The sequence below is a fragment of the Streptomyces montanisoli genome (genome assembly GCF_017813245.1).
Lineage (GTDB): Bacteria > Actinomycetota > Actinomycetes > Streptomycetales > Streptomycetaceae > Streptomyces > Streptomyces montanisoli.
Map to the genome: position 1 here is coordinate 22765 of NZ_JAGIQL010000055.1, position 15711 is coordinate 38475.

Genomic DNA, 15711 nt, shown 5'->3' on the forward strand with positions numbered 1-15711 from the left:
TCCCCACATCTTGACAACGATGTCTTTCGAACGTTCGGAACCTAGGCAGGGCGCGCACGGCTGTCAATAGGGCCTGAAGGAAGGCCAGATGGAGGCGGGGCGCAGCCCGAGGCGGCCGGCGGGAACGGATCGAGGCAGCCAGGGGCGAGACGCCCCCATGTGACACATATGTACGATAGTCCGCATGCTTATCCGCACGGTCCCCTTCGACCACCCCGACGCCGTCCGGCTCAACGCACGCGTGCAGGCGGAGTACGCCGAACGATACGGCGACGACGGTGACATCACGCCGCTGGCCCCCGCCATGTTCGAGCCGCCCCGGGGTCTCTACCTGATCGCCTACGACGAGGACGGCTCCCCCGTCGCCACCGGCGGCTGGCGGCGGCAGGACGCGAACGACGAGGGGTACGCGGACGGCGACGCGGAGATCAAGCGCATGTACGTGATCCCGGAGGCACGCGGCAACGGCCTGTCCCGGCGGATGCTGGCGGCCCTGGAGGACGACGCGCGCGCCGCGGGCCGCACCCGGATGGTCCTCGAGACGGGCACCAAGCAGCCGGAAGCCGTGTCCCTGTACATGTCGTCCGGTTACGGGCCGTGCCCCAAGTTCGGCCTCTACCGCTTCGACGAGCTCAGCCTCTGCTACGCGAAACCGCTGGCCGAGGCGGTGGCGGCAGGCGCGGCGGCGGTGGACGGCGCCGCGGCCGATGAGCTGGCTCCGCAGTGCTGACCCGCGCCCCGGAGGCGTGACCGGGCAGGCCCCAACGGGCCCCGGGCGGAGGTGACATACTCCCGCGTGGGCCGCCGGACCGGCGGCCCGCCCGGGCGTTCTCCCGGGCCAGGGACGCGCAGCGGAGCAGCAGATGACGGCATTCAGCCCCAAGCCGCAGATCGACACGAGCAGACCGCACCCGGCGCGCGTGTACGACTTCCTGCTGGGCGGCAAGGACCACTACCAGGTCGACAAGGACATGGGCGATCAACTGCCGTCCGCCGTCGCGCAAGGGGCACGCCACAACCGCGCGTTCATGCACCGCGCCGTGGCCTGGGTCGCCTCCCACGGCATCGACCAGTACCTCGACATCGGCACCGGAATACCCACCGAGCCGAACCTGCACCAGATCGCGCAGCGCGCCGTGCCGGCGGCACGGGTCGTGTACGCGGACAACGACCCGATCGTGCTGCGGCACGCGGAGGCGCTGCTGATCAGCTCGGAGCAGGGGGCCACCGACTATCTGCAGGCCGACGTACGCGAGCCGGGCGTGATCCTCGACCACGCGCGCTCCCTGCTCGACTTCAGCCGCCCGATATGCCTGTCGCTGGTCGCGCTGCTGCACTTCGTCACCGACGACCAGGACCCGTACGGGATCACCCGCACGCTGGTCGACGCGATGCCGTCCGGCAGCTACCTCGTCTTCTCGCACGGCACTTTCGACTTCCACCGGCCCGACGACGCGTACTCGTCCCGCATCGACTCGAGGTGGCGCAGCCGGGCCGAGATCGAGCCGTTCTTCGAGGGACTCGAGATCGTGGACCCCGGTCTCGTCCCGGCACCGCGCTGGTACAAGGACACTCCGGCTCCTCGGGACGAGGTGTCCGGCATCTACGCCGCGGTGGCCCGCATCCCCTGACGCGGACGCGGGCGGCACGGCGCGTTAGGCTGGCGTACGTACCGGACACGGGGTGCCCCGCGAGGGGCTGAGATCACACCCGCCGAACCTGAACCAGTTCGTACTGGCGGAGGGATGTCTTTCCATGCCACGCTCCCACGCACCCGCGGTCGGCCGCCCCGGCGCCCCGCGCGAGTCCGTCTTCGACGGGCGGATGCCCGCGGCCGCCGGCGATCTGCGGATGGAGGCGCGGGGCATCACGCCCGTGCCCGAGGACCGGCGCTACGGCGGGCCCGGCCGGCTGTTCACCGTGTGGTTCGCGCCGAACCTGACGATGACGGGCGTGTTCACCGGGACCCTGGGCGTGGTGCTGGGCCTCGACTTCACGACGGCGCTGGTGGCCGTCGCGCTCGGCACGGTCGTCGGCGCCGTCCCCGTGGCAGGTCTCGGCACGTGGGGCAGCACGACGGGCGCGGGCCAGTTGCCGCTGGCCCGGCTGGCGTTCGGCCGCGGGGTGGTGCTGCCCGGAATACTGCAGTGGTTGTCGTCCGTCGCGTGGGACGCGCTGATCGGGCTGTTCGGCGGCGACGCGCTCGCCCGCCTCTTCGGCTGGCCGTTCTGGCTCGGCGTGCTGGTGATGCTCGCCGGGCAGGGGCTTGTCGGTGCGCTGGGCTACGAGGCGATACACCGTCTCCAGAAGGTCATGACACTGGCGCTCGCGGTCGCGTTCGCGATCCTCGCGGTGAAGATGCTCGGCGGTGTGCACCCCGCCGCGTCCGGCACGGCGCACGGTCTCGACCGGTTCGGCGCGTTCATGCTGACCAGCACGGTCGCGCTCAGTCTCTCGCTGTCCTGGGCGCCGTACGCCAGCGACTTCAGCCGCTACCTGCCGCGGGAGACTTCGCGCACGCGCATGTTCTGGTACACACTCCTCGGGGTCAGCGTATCCTTCGTCGCGGTGCAGGCGCTCGGCCTGTGGGGTGCCTCCGTCTTCACCGACCAGAGCGCCAAGGGCGTCGACACCCTGCTCGGCGGCGGCGCGCTCGGCGCCTTCGGTCTGCTCGCGGTGGCCTGCGCCGCGCTGTGCAGCAACGCCATGAACGACTACAGCGGTTCCCTCGCGCTGCAGACCGCGGGTGTGCGGATCGCAAGGCCGGTGGCGGCGGCACTCGCCGCCTGCCTCGGGTTTCCCCTCGTGCTGTGGATGCACGCGGCGGACACGGCGGCCCGCTTCCAGAACGTTCTGCTGTTCGTCGGCTACTGGATTCCGGGGTTCGTCGCCGTCGTCGCGGTGGACTGGCTCGCGCGGTCCCGGGAGCGCGGCGGGACGGCCGTGGACCTGGCGGCGGAAGCGTCCCGCCGGCGATCCTCGTGGCCCGCGCTGCTCGCCTTCGTGGTCGCCTTCGCCGCCGCTGTGCCGTTCATGGACACGACGCTCTACGAGGGACCTGTCGCCCGGGCGCTGCACGGGGCGGACCTCGCCTACTACGTGGCCTTCGCGGCCGCGCTCGTCGTCTACGCGCCCCTGAGGCTGCGGCGCGGCGCCCGAAGCGGCCGCTGAAAGACCGGGCCGTCAGCCGTTCCCGCCGGCCGGCGAGGGGGCCCGGACAGTTCGGCTGCGGCCGCGGAACTCGGCGATCGCGCGTCCGCCGCACGTCACGCTCACGTCGTAGATGCCGCTGCGGCCGAACCGTGTGCGCTCGGTCGCGGACGCGACGAGCATGTCGCCTTCGCGAGCGGGCGCCACGAAGTCGATGTCCGCGGCGGCGGCCACCGTCGCCGGTCCCTCGCTGTTGCAGGCGCAGGCGAAGGCCGTGTCGGCCAGCAGGAACAGGAAGCCGCCGTGGGCCGTTCCGTGGCCGTTGAGCATCCGGCCGGTGATGGTCATCGTCACGGTGGCCGTTCCGGGGCCGTGCTCCGCCAGTTCCATGCCCAGGTCCCGCGAGGCGGTGTCGCGCGCGAACATGGCCGCGGCGGGCCCTGAGCCGTGTGCCGTGCCGCCCCGCGTCCCACTCGCGTCCGTCACGCCCGCGTCCGTCACGCCCGCGTCCGGTTCACCCGCGTCCGGTTCACCCGCGTCTGTCTCCACACAACCCTCCGGCGCTCCACGATGCCGACCGAACATTCGGTCATACCCTGTCGCAGCCAAGCAACCAAGCAACGCGAAGTGCTGTCAAGACGGCGGCGCGTGGAGAGCGGCGCGCAGGGGTGGCGCGGCGCGGCCTCCCGGTCACGCCGAGGACAGCTGTTCCGCGATCTCCTTGACCCAGCCGGTGGTCTTCGCCGGGTCGTTGAGGGAGTCCGCCCACTCTTCGGGGGTCAGCCGCTGGTTGGCGGGGCCCGCTTTGAGAGCGACGAGGAGCGCCCGCGCCGAATCCCGCATCTCGGCCGTCGTGTCACCGCTCCCCCGGATGTCCGCGCCCGCCGCCAGGCCGTAGATCTTGCGCGCCATGGCCTGGCGTTCACCGTTTTGCACCTTCTTCCAGAACTTCAGGGCTTCCTTGAGCGCATCCTCGCGGGACGCGGGCGCCGCCGGGGTCTCTTCGTCCGCCGCCCAGCGGTCGGGGTGCCGGGCTCCGTCGTAGCGCTTCTTGCCCGCGCGGCCCGCCCGGTAGGCGGTGACGCCGAGGATGAGGCCGGCCGCGCCCGCGGCGAGGCCCCAGCCGACGGGGTTGCTCGCCAGTCCTGCACCTCCCGCCGTGGCGGCCACCGCCGTCACGATGCCGCCCGCGGCCTTGGTGGACTCGCCCACGGCGGTGAGGGCCTGCTTGCCGATCTTGTTGCGCTGCTTGCCGAGCGCGTAGGTGCGCACCGTGTTCATCGTGTTCGCGTCCTCGGCGCGCCGGAGGTCCCTGGCGGCGTCCCGGGCGTCGCCCATCGCGGTCCAGGCCGCGTCGACGGCGTCGGAGACGTGCTCCATCCGGTCCTCCCCCTCGTGGCCCCAGTGGGCGTCCAGCGCGACGTAGGCCTCGGCGGCAGCCCAATTGGCCTGTTCCCGCGCCTGGTTCAGCCGGGCCAGGGCAGCCTCGTCCGCGCGGTCGGGGACGTCGAGCCGTTTCAGCGCACGGTACTTGCGCGCCGTCAGCCCGACGCGCCGCGCGGCACGGGCGCCCTTCACCGCGCCGGCGGCACCGGAGCCGATCCCGCTCGCCTCGGCCGCCGCCATGGCGTGCGCCGCCTGCTCGGCCTTGGTCAGCCCCTTGGCGACGTCCAGGGCGTACTTGGCCGCGCTCGCGGCGCCCACGACCGCGTCGGCCGTCTTGGCCGTGGCCTTCTTGTCCGCGCCGTGGAAGGCCGCCCCGCTCTTGTGCTTCGCGGCCTCCTTCGTGGCTTTGGCCGCTTCCATGGAGCTGAGCACGGCGCCGGTGGCCTCGGTGAGAAGGTTCTCCGACCCGGCGGCCGCGCCCGAGGAGCCGGCGGTGTGTTTCAGGCCTTCGTCGACCGTGGCGGAGGCGTGCTGGGAGAAGCCCGCGTTGGCGGGGACATGGACGCCCTTGACGAAGGTGTCGATGAACTCGAGGTTCTTCTTGAGCCTGTCGAGGACCGCCGCGATCCGGTCGCGGTAACTCTTCGATCCGGTCGGCGCGTTGCCGCTCCCCGGTGCCTGCCCCTGCGCCGCGCTCCTGGCCCGCTGCACGGCCACGGCCGCGGCTCGGTTGCCGGCGCTGGACTGGATCCCGAGGAGAGCGCGCTCGGCCGGCTTCCCGTGCGGAGTGCCGCCCCCGCTCAGGTCCTCGCGCCGCCTGGCCGGCATCAGGGCAGCGGCCATGGGCCGCCGAGTCGGCGTGTGGTGGACCGGGGTGCTCATGGACGTGCCTCTCCTGCGCCGGACCGGGCCGGGCGAGATTAGCCACGCGAGACCAACGGAAGGGGAGCAGCCGGGAAACTCTTCGCGGATGGCGCGGAACGCGTTGTAACGGCCGGACCGGCCGTGGAAGTCCCTGGTGGGGGGCGTGATCGCCGTGGCGGCCCGCGGGGCGCGTGGCGCGGCCAAAAGATCCGGCATTCCCAAGAGTTGACCGACGCGTGTCGCCCGATGTCTTGACAGGCGTCCCCGCACCGAGATTATTGGTCCAGACCATTACCCCGGCCCTTCCGCCCCCCATCGAAGGGAGAACGGTCCATGCACGGACCCGTTCGCAGACCCGTCCGCACCCTGCTCGCCGCGATCGCCACCGGCGCCGCCGGCCTCGGGCTCGCCGTCACCGGCGCCGGCAGCGCGCAGGCGGCCACGCCGCTGCCCGCGCACGTCTTCGCCCCCTACTTCGAGGCGTACAACGGCGACAGCCTGTCCCAGCTGGCCTCGGAGTCGGGCAACAAGTACCTGACGATGGCCTTCCTCCAGACGCAGTCCGTCGGCTCCTGCACGCCTTACTGGAACGGCGACAGCGGCATGCCGGTCGCCCAGTCCCAGTTCGGCGCCGACATCGACACGATCCAGGCGGGCGGCGGGGACGTCATCCCGTCGTTCGGCGGTTACGCGGCCGACGACAGCGGGACCGAGATCGCCGACAGTTGCACGAACGTGGCGTCCATCGCGGCCGCCTACGAGAAGGTCATCACGACGTACGACGTCAGCCGCATCGACCTGGACATCGAGGACAAGTCCCTGTCGAACGCGGCCGGGATCGACCGGCGCAACAAGGCAGTCAAGATGGTCCAGGACTGGGCGGCGGCCAATGGGCGCTCCGTGCAGTTCTCGTACACGCTGCCCACCACGACACACGGGCTCACGGACGGCACCGCGGGGGACGGCAGTGGGCTGCCCGTCCTGCGCAACGCCGTGTCGAACGGCGTGCGGCTCGACGTCGTGAACCTCATGACGTTCGACTACTACGACGGCGCGAGCCATGACATGGCGGCCGACACGCAGACGGCGGCGCAGGGGCTGCACGACCAACTCGCCTCGCTCTACCCGTCGAAGAGCAACGCGCAGCTGTGGAACATGATCGGCGTCACGGAGATGCCCGGCATCGACGACTTCGGCGCGGCCGAGACGTTCACCACGGCCAACGCGCCCACCGTGTACGACTGGGCGGTCAGCAAGGGGATCAACACGATCTCGATGTGGGCCCTCCAGCGCGACAACGGCGGTTGCCCGGGGCAGGGCGGCTCCGACTCGTGCTCGGGCATCGCGCAGAGCACCTGGCAGTTCAGCCACACCTTCGAGCCGTTCAACGGCGGGTCCTCCACCCCGCCGTCCAACGGCGTGTCGGTCTCGCTGTCCCCGTCGTCGGGGTCCGTCGCGCCCGGCGGCTCCACCACCTCGACCGTCCGCACCGCCTCCACCGGGGGGACGTCCCCCTCGGTGAACCTCGCGGTCAGCGGGGCTCCGGCGGGCGTCACGGCCACCGTCAGCCCCGGCTCGGTGACCGCGGGCGGCAGTGCCACGCTGTCCGTGCACACCACGTCGGCGGCGGCCCCGGGGACGTACACCCTCACCGTGAAGGGCACGGCCGGATCGTCGACCGCCACCGCGGCGTACAAGCTGACCGTCACGGGCGTCGGCACGTGCACGGCGACGGCCTGGAAGACATCGTCCATCTACGTCGGCGGCGACACGGTCTCCTACAAGGGGCACACGTGGAAGGCGAAGTGGTGGACGACGGGCGAGGAGCCCGGCACCACCGGCCAGTGGGGCGTCTGGCAGGACCTCGGCGCCTGCTGATCCGCTTCCTTGCGATCCAGTGGGCCGGCCCACGCCTGCCCACTGGATCGGGCCGCACCAGGCCCCGGTCGGGGCGCCTGACCTCCACCCGGCCACGCGGCGGGCCCCTGTAGGCTTGGCGGCGTGCAGACGTCGTCAGGATCGGTGGAGCCGAGGTGACCCCGGCCACGAGGCCGGCGGGAGAACGCCCCGGCCCGTCCCGCACCGTCGCGTGGGTGAGCGCCAACGAGGCCAACAGGACCCGGGTGCTGCAACTGCTGTACGACGTGGGCCCCCTGTCACGCGCGGACCTCGCGAAACACACCGGGGTGACGCGCACGACGATCGGCTCCATCGTGCAGCCCATGCTCGACAGCGGCGTCCTCGTGGAGGGCGAGCCGCGCTCCAGCGGGTCCGTCGGCGGCAAGCCCGCCCGTCCGCTGTGGTTCTCACGCGACGGGCAGCCGATCGCCGCGGTGCATCTGATGCCGGGACGCGTCGAGGCCGCGACGGTCAGCCCGGTGGGCGAGGTGCTCGCGACGTCGAGCGGCACGTTCCCGGCCGGGGCGCCCGACGGCTCGGCCGCCGTGGACCTCGTCGTGGACTGCCTGAGGCGGGTACTGCCATCCGACGGCCGCCGCGCCCTGGGCGTGGGCATCGCCACCGGCGGCATGGTCGACACGGACACCGGCACCATCGTCGAGGTCAGCCTGGCCCCCGCGCTGTCCGGACTGCCGCTCGCGCCCCTCGTGTCGGAGCGGCTCGGGCTGCCCGTGCACATCGACCACCACCCGCGCGCCCAGGCACTCGGCGACCGCTGGTTCGGGCAGGCACGCGGGGTGCGGTCGTTCGCCTCGCTCTACCTCGCCGACGTGCTCGGTGTGGGGCTGGTCCTCGACGGCGCCGTGCAGCGCGGCAGGTCGGGCGCCGGTGGCGAGATCGGGCACAGCGTGGTGGCCCTGGACGGCGAAGTGTGCAACTGCGGGCGCAGGGGCTGCTGGGAGACCGTCGCGACCGGAGTGTGGCTGCGCCGGGAGGCGGGGCGCCTCGGCCTGCCGGCGGCGCGGGAGATGACGCCCGGGCGGCTCACCGCGCTCGCCGCGCGCCGCGACCCGGCGGCCGTGGAACTCCTCGACCGCTACGCGCGCAACATCGCGGTCGGCATCGTCAACCTCCAGCACACGCTGGCACCCGGCCTGTTCCTGCTGCACGGTGACGTCGTCGCGGGCGGCGAGACGCTGCGCGCCGCGATCGAGCGGCACGTGACCGGGTGGGTGCTGCCGCACCCCGGTGGTCCGCCCGGCATCGTCCTCGCGAGGGACGACGACCACGCCACCCTGCTGGGTGCGGCGGGGATCGTGCTCTCCCAGTCGCTCGGGCTGGTCCGCTGAAGCGGTGAGCTCGCGCGCCGGCGCGTGTCAGCCCTGGCCGCCGGGCGAGGCGGCCGGCCAGTGGCCGCCGTTGTCCCAGTAGCCCCGGATCTCCTCCAGCGAACGGCCCCTGGTCTCCGGGGCCATCCGGTACAGGAAGGCGAGGGCGAGCAGCGACAGCACACCGAACGCGCCGAATCCCACCGAGCCGCCGAGGTCCGACAGGACGCCGGGGAAGGCGAACGTGGCGATGAGGTTGGCCACGAAGTCGGAGAGCAGCAGGGCCGCGGCGCCGACGCTGCGCAGCCGGGCGGGGAACGCCTCTCCGGTGTAGACCCAGATGAGCGATCCGATGCCGAAGTAGAACCCGAGGTAGAAGATGCCGATGCCGGCCACGGCCGCGTAGCCGGCGCCCGGCGTGATGGTGTGCCGCGCGAACACCAGGGCCATGACCAGATGTCCCACGACCATGGCCACCGTGCCGATCAGCAGCGGCGGGCGCCGGCCCCAGCGGTCCACCACGAGCATGGACAGGACGACACCGACCGCCGCGACCAGTTGCACGAGCGCCGACAGCAGGATCGACTCCGAGGCGTCGGCGATGCCCGCCTTGTCGAAGATCAGCGGGCTGTAGTACAGGATCGTGTTGGTGCCGGTGATCTGGACGAAGAAGCCGAAGGCGATGACGAAGAACGTGGCGCGTGCGTAGCGCCGGGTGAAGATCTCCCGGAAGGTGCCCTGCTCGCCCTGGGCCAGGTCGGCCCGGATCGAGGCCAGTTGGGCGTCCGTGTCACTCTCCGGCTCCACCCGCACGAGGGTCGCCCTGGCCTCGTCGTAGCGTCCCCGCATGGCGTACCAGCGCGGGCTGTCGGGGAAGCGCAGCAGGGCGAGGAGCACCACGGCCGCGGGGACGGCGGAGATGCCGAGCAGGGCCTCCCACGAGCCGCCGCCCGACAGTGCCCACGCCACGACCAGCGAGACGATCACGCCCGCGCAGGTGAAGAACTGGTAGGCGGTGCCGAGCCTGCCGCGGTTGTGCTCCGAGGCGAACTCGGAGATGAACACCGGCGCGACCACGGTGGACAGGCCGATTGTGACGCCGAGCAGCAGCCGGACGCCGGTCAGCCACCACACGCCGAGGGGCACCGCGCTCAGCGCCGCGAACACCGCGAAGCCCCCGGCGACGAGGATCATCGTCAGTTTCCTGCCGAGCCTGTTGGCCGCCTTCGGTCCCATCGCGGCGCCCACGAGGCTGCCGAAGACCACGATGGACGTGATCACGGAGACCCACAGCGTGCTGAGGTCGTAGTCCTTCTTGAGGAAGACGAGCGCGCCGCTGATGGAGCCGGAGTCGTAGCCGTAGATGAGGCCGAGCGCCGCCGCGACGACGGCGACCTTCGTGCCGAGCGGCCGGCCGGCGCCCGCCGGCTGCGTGCCGCGTGCGGCCGTGTCTGTGGCGGCGGTTCGGGACAACGTGCGCTCCTTGCTTCGCGGCCTCGCGGCCGTGCGGTGGGCCCGGCGGCCCGGCTCGTACTGCGCCCGCCGGGGCGTTGTCAGCCCCGGGAGCCGGAGTCGACGGGGACCGTGTTCCCGGACTCGAGCGACTCGTGGATCGCCACGACGACGTCCGTCACGGCAGCTCCCTCGTCGAGCCCGGGCCCGACCTGCTCCCCACGCTCAAGCCGGGTGACGAAGTCCTGCACCATCCACGTGGGCGGGCCCTGGAGGCGTCCGTCGATCTCGCCGCCGAGCAGGCCGGGCCAGCGGAACCCGTCGGGGCCCGCCTGCCGGACGCTCTGGTCCTGGAGGTCGACGTACATGGCGGAGTCCTCACCGATCACCTGGTACTGGAAGTCCACGACGGACGGCATCGAGTCGGGCAGCACCCACGTCGACGTGAGGTTGGCCGTGGTGCCGTCGTCGAAGGTCAGCAGGGCGTGCACCACGTCCCAGGTGTCGATGGACCGCGCGGCGAGCACACCGCGCGAACCACGCGCGTCCACGGCCGTGACGGTGCGCCCGCTCACCCATGCGGCCGCGTCGACGGTGTGGCTCATCAGGAACCAGGCGGGGGACGACTTCGCCGCCCAGCCGATCATCGTCGTGGGCACGAAGTAGGTGTTGCTGAGCAGGATGTTCTGCGTCAGGACCCTCCCCAGCGCGCCGCCGGCCGACCGCTCGCGCAGCTGCCTGACCGCAGGGTTCCACCGGTTCTCGAAGCCGACCATGCACTGGACGCCCGCGGCACGTACGGCCGCGGCGATGGCCTCGGCGTCCTCGCGCGTGGTCGCGAGGGGCTTCTCCACCAGCAGGTGGCAGCCCGCGGAGGCGGCGTCGACGGCCGCCTGCCGGTGGGCGAAGTCGGGCGTCGCGACGATCACGGCGTCCAGTTCCTGCTCGGCCAGCATGCGCCGGTGGTCCGTGTACGCGCTGAGGCCGAAGTCGTCGGCGACCTTGAGCGCGACGGGCTCCGCCAGGTCGCACACGGCGCGCACGTCGGCGCCGGGGAAGCCGCGCAGGGAGTGCGCGTACATGGAGCCGCGGATGCCACCGCCGATGATGCCGATTCTCTGCATGCCAACCTCGCACAGGACTGTTCGTACGGACTGCCGCCCGGGGTATGTCTAGGTTCTGTACTAACCCTGCCTGAAGTCAACCCCACGCCCGGCGGCGTCTCACGCACCGGGCACAGCCCCTCGTCCCATGTTCGCCATGGCCTCCACGCGACGGGGCGACGCGGCGGGGCGGGAGTACTTCCACTCCGAGCCGGGCGGCGCGGGCGGGTCACACGTCATGAAGACCGGCCGCGCGCTCCTGCGCGCGGCCGGTCTCCTAATGTTACGGACCCGTGGCGAGCATGCGGCAGCCCTTGACAGGAGAGGCCCGGGGCTGGAGCCTATGGCAACGTTGTCAAAAGGGCATCGAGCCCCCGGGCCTGACGTGCTCCCGGGCTCTCCTGAATCGAACGGGCCGCACATGTCTGAGCAGTTGCCGTCGTCGCCTCTCCCCTCCCGCAGATCGATCGTCGCCTCCGGATCCGTGCTCCTCGCGGGCTTCGGCCTCGGAGTCTCACTGCCCGCTTCCGCTTACGGGGCGGCGCCGGCCGGACGGGGCGGCCCCTCGGCCGCGCCCGGCGAACTGGCCGCCTACCGGCCGGTCTCCGTGTCGTCCACGGACTACGCGCCCACGCCCGGATCGTTCGCGGTCGACGGGGTCAGCACGGTCGGCGTGAAGGGCACCGGGTGGCGGGCCGCCGACGGCGATCCGCAGTGGATCAGCGTCGACCTCCAGGGCCTGTGCCGGGTGGACTCCGTGCGCCTCACGTTCGAGGCCACGGCGGACGATCCGCCCTTCACGCCCGCCGACGGCTCCAACCCGCGCAACAACACGACGGGTCAGGAGATCCTGTCGAGCTGCGCGGTGGACTTCGCGGTGGAGACGTCCCGCGACGGCCACACGTGGGCGTCGGTGTACACGACGACGTCCGGCAAGGGCGGCGTCGTCGACATCCCTCTCGGCAAGCCCGTGACCGCCCGCTGGGTGCGGATGACGGTCCACAAGCGGTCCAACTCCAACCCGCTCGGTCTCAACGGCTTCGAGGTGTACGGCGCCGCGCACGGCCACCGCCCCGCGGCCACGGGCTGGACGGACTGGGGAACACACCACCACGACGCGCCGGAGCTGAAGGTCGCCGACGACGGCACCGTGCCGCTGGAGTCGGGGTGGACGCTGACCATGGACGACTGGGCCGGCGGCGCGGGCGCCGAACTGTCGAAGCCCTCCGTGGACACGCGCGCGTGGCTTCCCGCGACCGTCCCGGGCACGGTGCTGGCGTCGCTGGTCGAGCAGGGGCATCTGCCCGACCCGGTGGCCGGGCTGAACAATCTGCACGTGCCCGAGGCGCTGTCGCGGCACTCCTGGTGGTACCGGCGGGAGTTCACGCTGCCGCACGGTCTGCGGACCGGCTCGGGGCGTCACGTGTGGCTGGAGTTCGACGGCGTCAACCACACGGCGGACATCTGGCTGAACGGCCGGCAGGTCGGCGACATGACGTATCCGTTCGCGCGTTCCGCTCACGACGTCACCGCGCTGCTGGCCGCCCACGGTGAGCAGGCGCTGGCGGTGAAGGTGTCGCCGATGCCGTTCCCCGGCAGCCCCGGGGACAAGGGCCCGAGCGGCGTCTCGTACGTGGACGCCGGCGCGACGATGATGAACCGGAACTCGCCCACCTACCTGGCCTCTTCGGGCTGGGACTGGATGCCGGCCGTGCGCGACCGGGTCTCCGGCATCTGGAACCACGTGCGCCTGCGCTCCACCGGCCACGCCGTGATCGGCGATCCGCGGGTGGACACGTCACTGCCCGGCCTGCCGGACACGAGCACCGCGGAACTCACCGTGGTGGTGCCGGTGCGCAACGCCGACACATCGGACCACGCCGTCACCGTGACCGCGTCCTTCGACCGCGTGCGGGTGTCGCGCACCGTCACCGTCCCGGCGGGCGGCTCAGTCGACGTCACGTTCACGCCGGACGCGTACCGGCAGCTGCGGCTGCGCCACCCGAGGCTGTGGTGGCCCAACGGGTACGGAGAGCCCGCCCTGCACGACCTGACGCTCACCGCCGCGGTCGGCGGGCAGGAGAGCGACCGGCGCACGACGCGCTTCGGCATACGGCAGTTCGGCTACGACTACGAGGTGCCGCTGAAGTTCGTCGCGACGGGCGACTCGTACACGCAGAGCGTGGACGTGGGCGCGCGCCGGGCCCGCTACGTTCGCGTCAAGTGCCTGACGCGGGCGAGCGGCTGGGGATTCTCCCTGTGGGGGCTTTCCGTGTTCGACAGCTCCGCGCCCGCCACGGACCTCGCCCTGCACCGCACCGCCACGTCGTCGTCGGTGGACGAGCCGGACCACCAGCCGGGCAACGCGACCGACGGCGACGCGTCGACCCGGTGGTCGTCGTCCTGGGACGACGACCAGTGGATCGAGGTCGACCTCGGCTCGGCGGTCTCCTTCGACCGTGTCGACCTGACCTGGGAGCAGGCGTACGCCAGGACCTGCGTCGTCCAGGTGTCGGCGGACGGATCGTCGTGGACGGACGCCAAGTCCGTCGACAACACGGCGGTGCCGCTGCCCTTCAACGACGGCGACGCGAGCCTGCAGACCGTGGACTTCGCCTCGCGGACCGCGCGGTACGTCCGGCTGGCCTGCGCCGAGCGGGCCAGCAGCTGGGGCTTCTCGCTGTGGTCCCTGTCGGTGATCGACTCCTCCTCGCCCGGCACCGACCTCGCGCTGCACGCGAAGGCGGCCGCGTCGAGTGACGATCCGTCCCACCCGGCCGCGGCCGCCACGGACGGCGACGCGTCGACGCGCTGGTCCTCCACGTACGAGAACGACCAGTGGATCCGGATCGACCTCGGGAAGGCGGTCGCCTTCGACCGGGTCACGGTCCTGTGGGAACAGGCGTACGCCAAGACGTACACCGTGCAGACCTCGGACAACGGCACCGACTGGAGCGACGCCAAGGCCGTGGACAACACGACCGACCCGCTGAAGATCAGTGTCAACGGTGTGCGGGTGTTCTGCCGGGGCGGCAACTGGGGCTGGGACGAGCTGCTGCGCCGGATGGACGCCCCGCGGATGGACGCCGCGGTGCGCATGCACCGCGACATGAACTTCACGATGATCCGCAACTGGGTCGCCAGCAGCGACCGCGAGGAGTTCTTCGCCGGTTGCGACGAGCACGGGCTGCTGGTGTGGAACGACTTCCCCAACGCCTGGGCGATGGACCCGCCCGACCACAAGGCCTACAACGACCTGGCCCTCGACACCGTGAAGCGCTACCGCGGCCATCCGTGCGTGGTGGTGTGGTGCGGCGCGAACGAGGGCAATCCGCCTGCCGCGATCGACATCGGCATGCGGGAGGCCGTCCAGTCGCAGGCGCCCGGCGTGCTGTACCAGAACAACTCGGCCGGCGGGATCGTCACGGGCGGCGGCCCGTACAGCTGGACGGAGCCCGCGAACTACTACGCGCCGTCCACGTACGGCAGCGGCAGCTTCGGCTTCCACACCGAGATCGGCACGCCCGTGGTGTCGACGGCGGAGTCCGTCCGCGCCATGGTGGGTGACGAGCCGGAGTGGCCGATCGGCGGCGCCTGGTACTACCACGACTGGTCCACGAAGGGCAACCAGGCGCCCCAGACGTACGAGGCGGCGATCGAGGCGCGCCTCGGCGCGGCCGATGGGCTCGACGACTTCGCCCGCAAGGCCCAGTTCGTGAACTACGAGAACACGCGGGCGATGTTCGAGGCCTGGAACGCGAACCTCTGGAAGGACGCGAGCGGGCTGATGCTGTGGATGTCCCACCCGGCGTGGCACAGCACGGTGTGGCAGACGTACGACTACGACTTCGACGTCAACGGCACGTACTACGGGGCGAGAGCCGCCTGCGAGGCGCGGCACGTGCAGGCCGACCCGAAGGACTGGCGTGTCCTCGCGGTCAACCACACGCCGCAGGAGCTGCGCGGCGCGCGGGTGAGCGCCCGCCTCTACGACCTGACGGGACGTCAGCTGGGTGCCACACGACGGGCCGACGTGGACGTCGCTCCCGCGGCCACGGCGGAGGCGTTCGACGTCGCGTGGACGGACGGCCTGCCGGACCTGCACCTGCTGAGGCTGACGCTCGAGGACGCACGGGGCACGGTCCTGTCGCGCAACACGTACTGGCGCTACCGCGACCCGGCCGACATGAAGGCCCTGAACAAAACGCGGCGCGCGACGGTGTCCGCCTCGCTCGGACGGGTGCGCAAGGTCCCGGGCGACCGCCGCGAGGTGGTGGCGAGCGTGCACAACCGGGGCGCGGCCGTGGCCTCGATGGTGCGCCTGTCCCTGCTTGACGCGCACAGCGGCGACCGGGTGCTGCCGACGCTGTACGGCGACAACTACCTGTGGCTGCTGCCCGGTGAGTCCCGCACGGTCACCCTGTCGTGGCCGGCCGCCGCCCTGCGCTCCGGGCGGCCCGCGCTGCGGACGGAGGGGTACAACGCGGCCCGCGCCGTGACGCGCGGCTGAGGCGGCACGGCGGCGGGGT

10 protein-coding genes and 1 riboswitch are annotated in these 15711 nt (G+C 72.1%); of the genes, 6 read left to right on the forward strand and 4 right to left on the reverse strand.

Annotation, left to right across the window (positions count from 1 at the left end):
• The first annotated feature begins 184 nt into the window (after positions 1 to 184).
• The 3 genes from JFN87_RS15615 to JFN87_RS15625 all read left to right on the forward strand — a co-directional run bounded on the left by JFN87_RS15615 (position 185) and on the right by JFN87_RS15625 (position 3171).
• A complete protein-coding gene (locus JFN87_RS15615; protein ID WP_209340663.1) occupies positions 185 to 730 on the forward strand; it encodes a GNAT family N-acetyltransferase in 546 nt (181 codons plus the stop codon).
• Positions 731 to 863: 133 nt separating this feature from the next.
• Positions 864 to 1631: an SAM-dependent methyltransferase gene (locus JFN87_RS15620; RefSeq protein WP_209340664.1), complete on the forward strand. Its 768-nt coding sequence runs from the start codon at positions 864 to 866 to the stop codon at positions 1629 to 1631.
• A 38-nt stretch (positions 1632 to 1669) separates the two neighbouring features.
• Positions 1670 to 1763, forward strand: a riboswitch (TPP riboswitch).
• Entirely contained in the window at positions 1756 to 3171 is a 1416-nt protein-coding gene (locus JFN87_RS15625; RefSeq protein WP_209340665.1) for a purine-cytosine permease family protein, read from the forward strand. It overlaps the preceding riboswitch by 8 nt.
• Positions 3172 to 3183: 12 nt before the next feature.
• Here the strand turns inward: JFN87_RS15625 and paaI are convergent, their stop codons facing one another.
• Both paaI and JFN87_RS15635 read right to left on the reverse strand, forming a co-directional pair.
• On the reverse strand, positions 3184 to 3576 hold the full coding sequence (gene paaI, locus JFN87_RS15630; RefSeq protein WP_209340673.1) for a hydroxyphenylacetyl-CoA thioesterase PaaI: 393 nt from the start codon (positions 3574 to 3576) through the stop codon (positions 3184 to 3186).
• Between the two features lie 264 nt (positions 3577 to 3840).
• Positions 3841 to 5418 (reverse strand): hypothetical protein, encoded by a 1578-nt coding sequence (locus tag JFN87_RS15635; RefSeq protein WP_209340666.1) that lies wholly within the window; start codon positions 5416 to 5418, stop codon positions 3841 to 3843.
• Between the two features lie 315 nt (positions 5419 to 5733).
• Here JFN87_RS15635 and JFN87_RS15640 point away from each other — a divergent pair, with 315 nt between their 5' ends.
• Both JFN87_RS15640 and JFN87_RS15645 read left to right on the forward strand, forming a co-directional pair.
• The gene (locus tag JFN87_RS15640) at positions 5734 to 7278 is read left to right on the forward strand and encodes a glycosyl hydrolase family 18 protein (protein ID WP_209340667.1); all 1545 of its coding nucleotides are present in this window, start codon (positions 5734 to 5736) and stop codon (positions 7276 to 7278) included.
• Between the two features lie 215 nt (positions 7279 to 7493).
• Positions 7494 to 8648 (forward strand): ROK family protein, encoded by a 1155-nt coding sequence (locus JFN87_RS15645; protein WP_307865465.1) that lies wholly within the window; start codon positions 7494 to 7496, stop codon positions 8646 to 8648.
• 27 nt (positions 8649 to 8675) lie between these two features.
• Here JFN87_RS15645 and JFN87_RS15650 read toward each other — a convergent pair whose 3' ends face one another.
• Together JFN87_RS15650 and JFN87_RS15655 are read right to left on the reverse strand one after the other, a co-directional pair.
• Positions 8676 to 10100 (reverse strand): sugar porter family MFS transporter, encoded by a 1425-nt coding sequence (locus JFN87_RS15650; RefSeq protein WP_209340668.1) that lies wholly within the window; start codon positions 10098 to 10100, stop codon positions 8676 to 8678.
• A gap of 80 nt (positions 10101 to 10180) precedes the next feature.
• Entirely contained in the window at positions 10181 to 11203 is a 1023-nt protein-coding gene (locus tag JFN87_RS15655; protein WP_209340669.1) for a Gfo/Idh/MocA family protein, read from the reverse strand.
• A gap of 400 nt (positions 11204 to 11603) precedes the next feature.
• On the opposite strand from JFN87_RS15655, the gene JFN87_RS15660 reads away from it, so the two are divergent.
• Complete coding sequence (locus JFN87_RS15660; protein WP_209340670.1) at positions 11604 to 15692, forward strand: discoidin domain-containing protein; 4089 nt, start codon at positions 11604 to 11606, stop codon at positions 15690 to 15692.
• The last annotated feature ends 19 nt before the right edge of the window (positions 15693 to 15711 follow it).

What these genes read in the sequence shown, in the direction of transcription:
- JFN87_RS15635 (WP_209340666.1), bottom strand. Translation starts at nt 5,418, where the DNA reads ATGAGCACCCCGGTCCACCACACGCCGACTCGGCGGCCCATGGCCGCT.
- JFN87_RS15640 (WP_209340667.1), top strand. Translation starts at nt 5,734, where the DNA reads ATGCACGGACCCGTTCGCAGACCCGTCCGCACCCTGCTCGCCGCGATC.
- JFN87_RS15620 (WP_209340664.1), top strand. Translation starts at nt 864, where the DNA reads ATGACGGCATTCAGCCCCAAGCCGCAGATCGACACGAGCAGACCGCAC.
- paaI (WP_209340673.1), bottom strand. Translation starts at nt 3,576, where the DNA reads ATGTTCGCGCGCGACACCGCCTCGCGGGACCTGGGCATGGAACTGGCG.
- JFN87_RS15615 (WP_209340663.1), top strand. Translation starts at nt 185, where the DNA reads ATGCTTATCCGCACGGTCCCCTTCGACCACCCCGACGCCGTCCGGCTC.
- JFN87_RS15660 (WP_209340670.1), top strand. Translation starts at nt 11,604, where the DNA reads ATGTCTGAGCAGTTGCCGTCGTCGCCTCTCCCCTCCCGCAGATCGATC.
- JFN87_RS15625 (WP_209340665.1), top strand. Translation starts at nt 1,756, where the DNA reads ATGCCACGCTCCCACGCACCCGCGGTCGGCCGCCCCGGCGCCCCGCGC.
- JFN87_RS15655 (WP_209340669.1), bottom strand. Translation starts at nt 11,203, where the DNA reads ATGCAGAGAATCGGCATCATCGGCGGTGGCATCCGCGGCTCCATGTAC.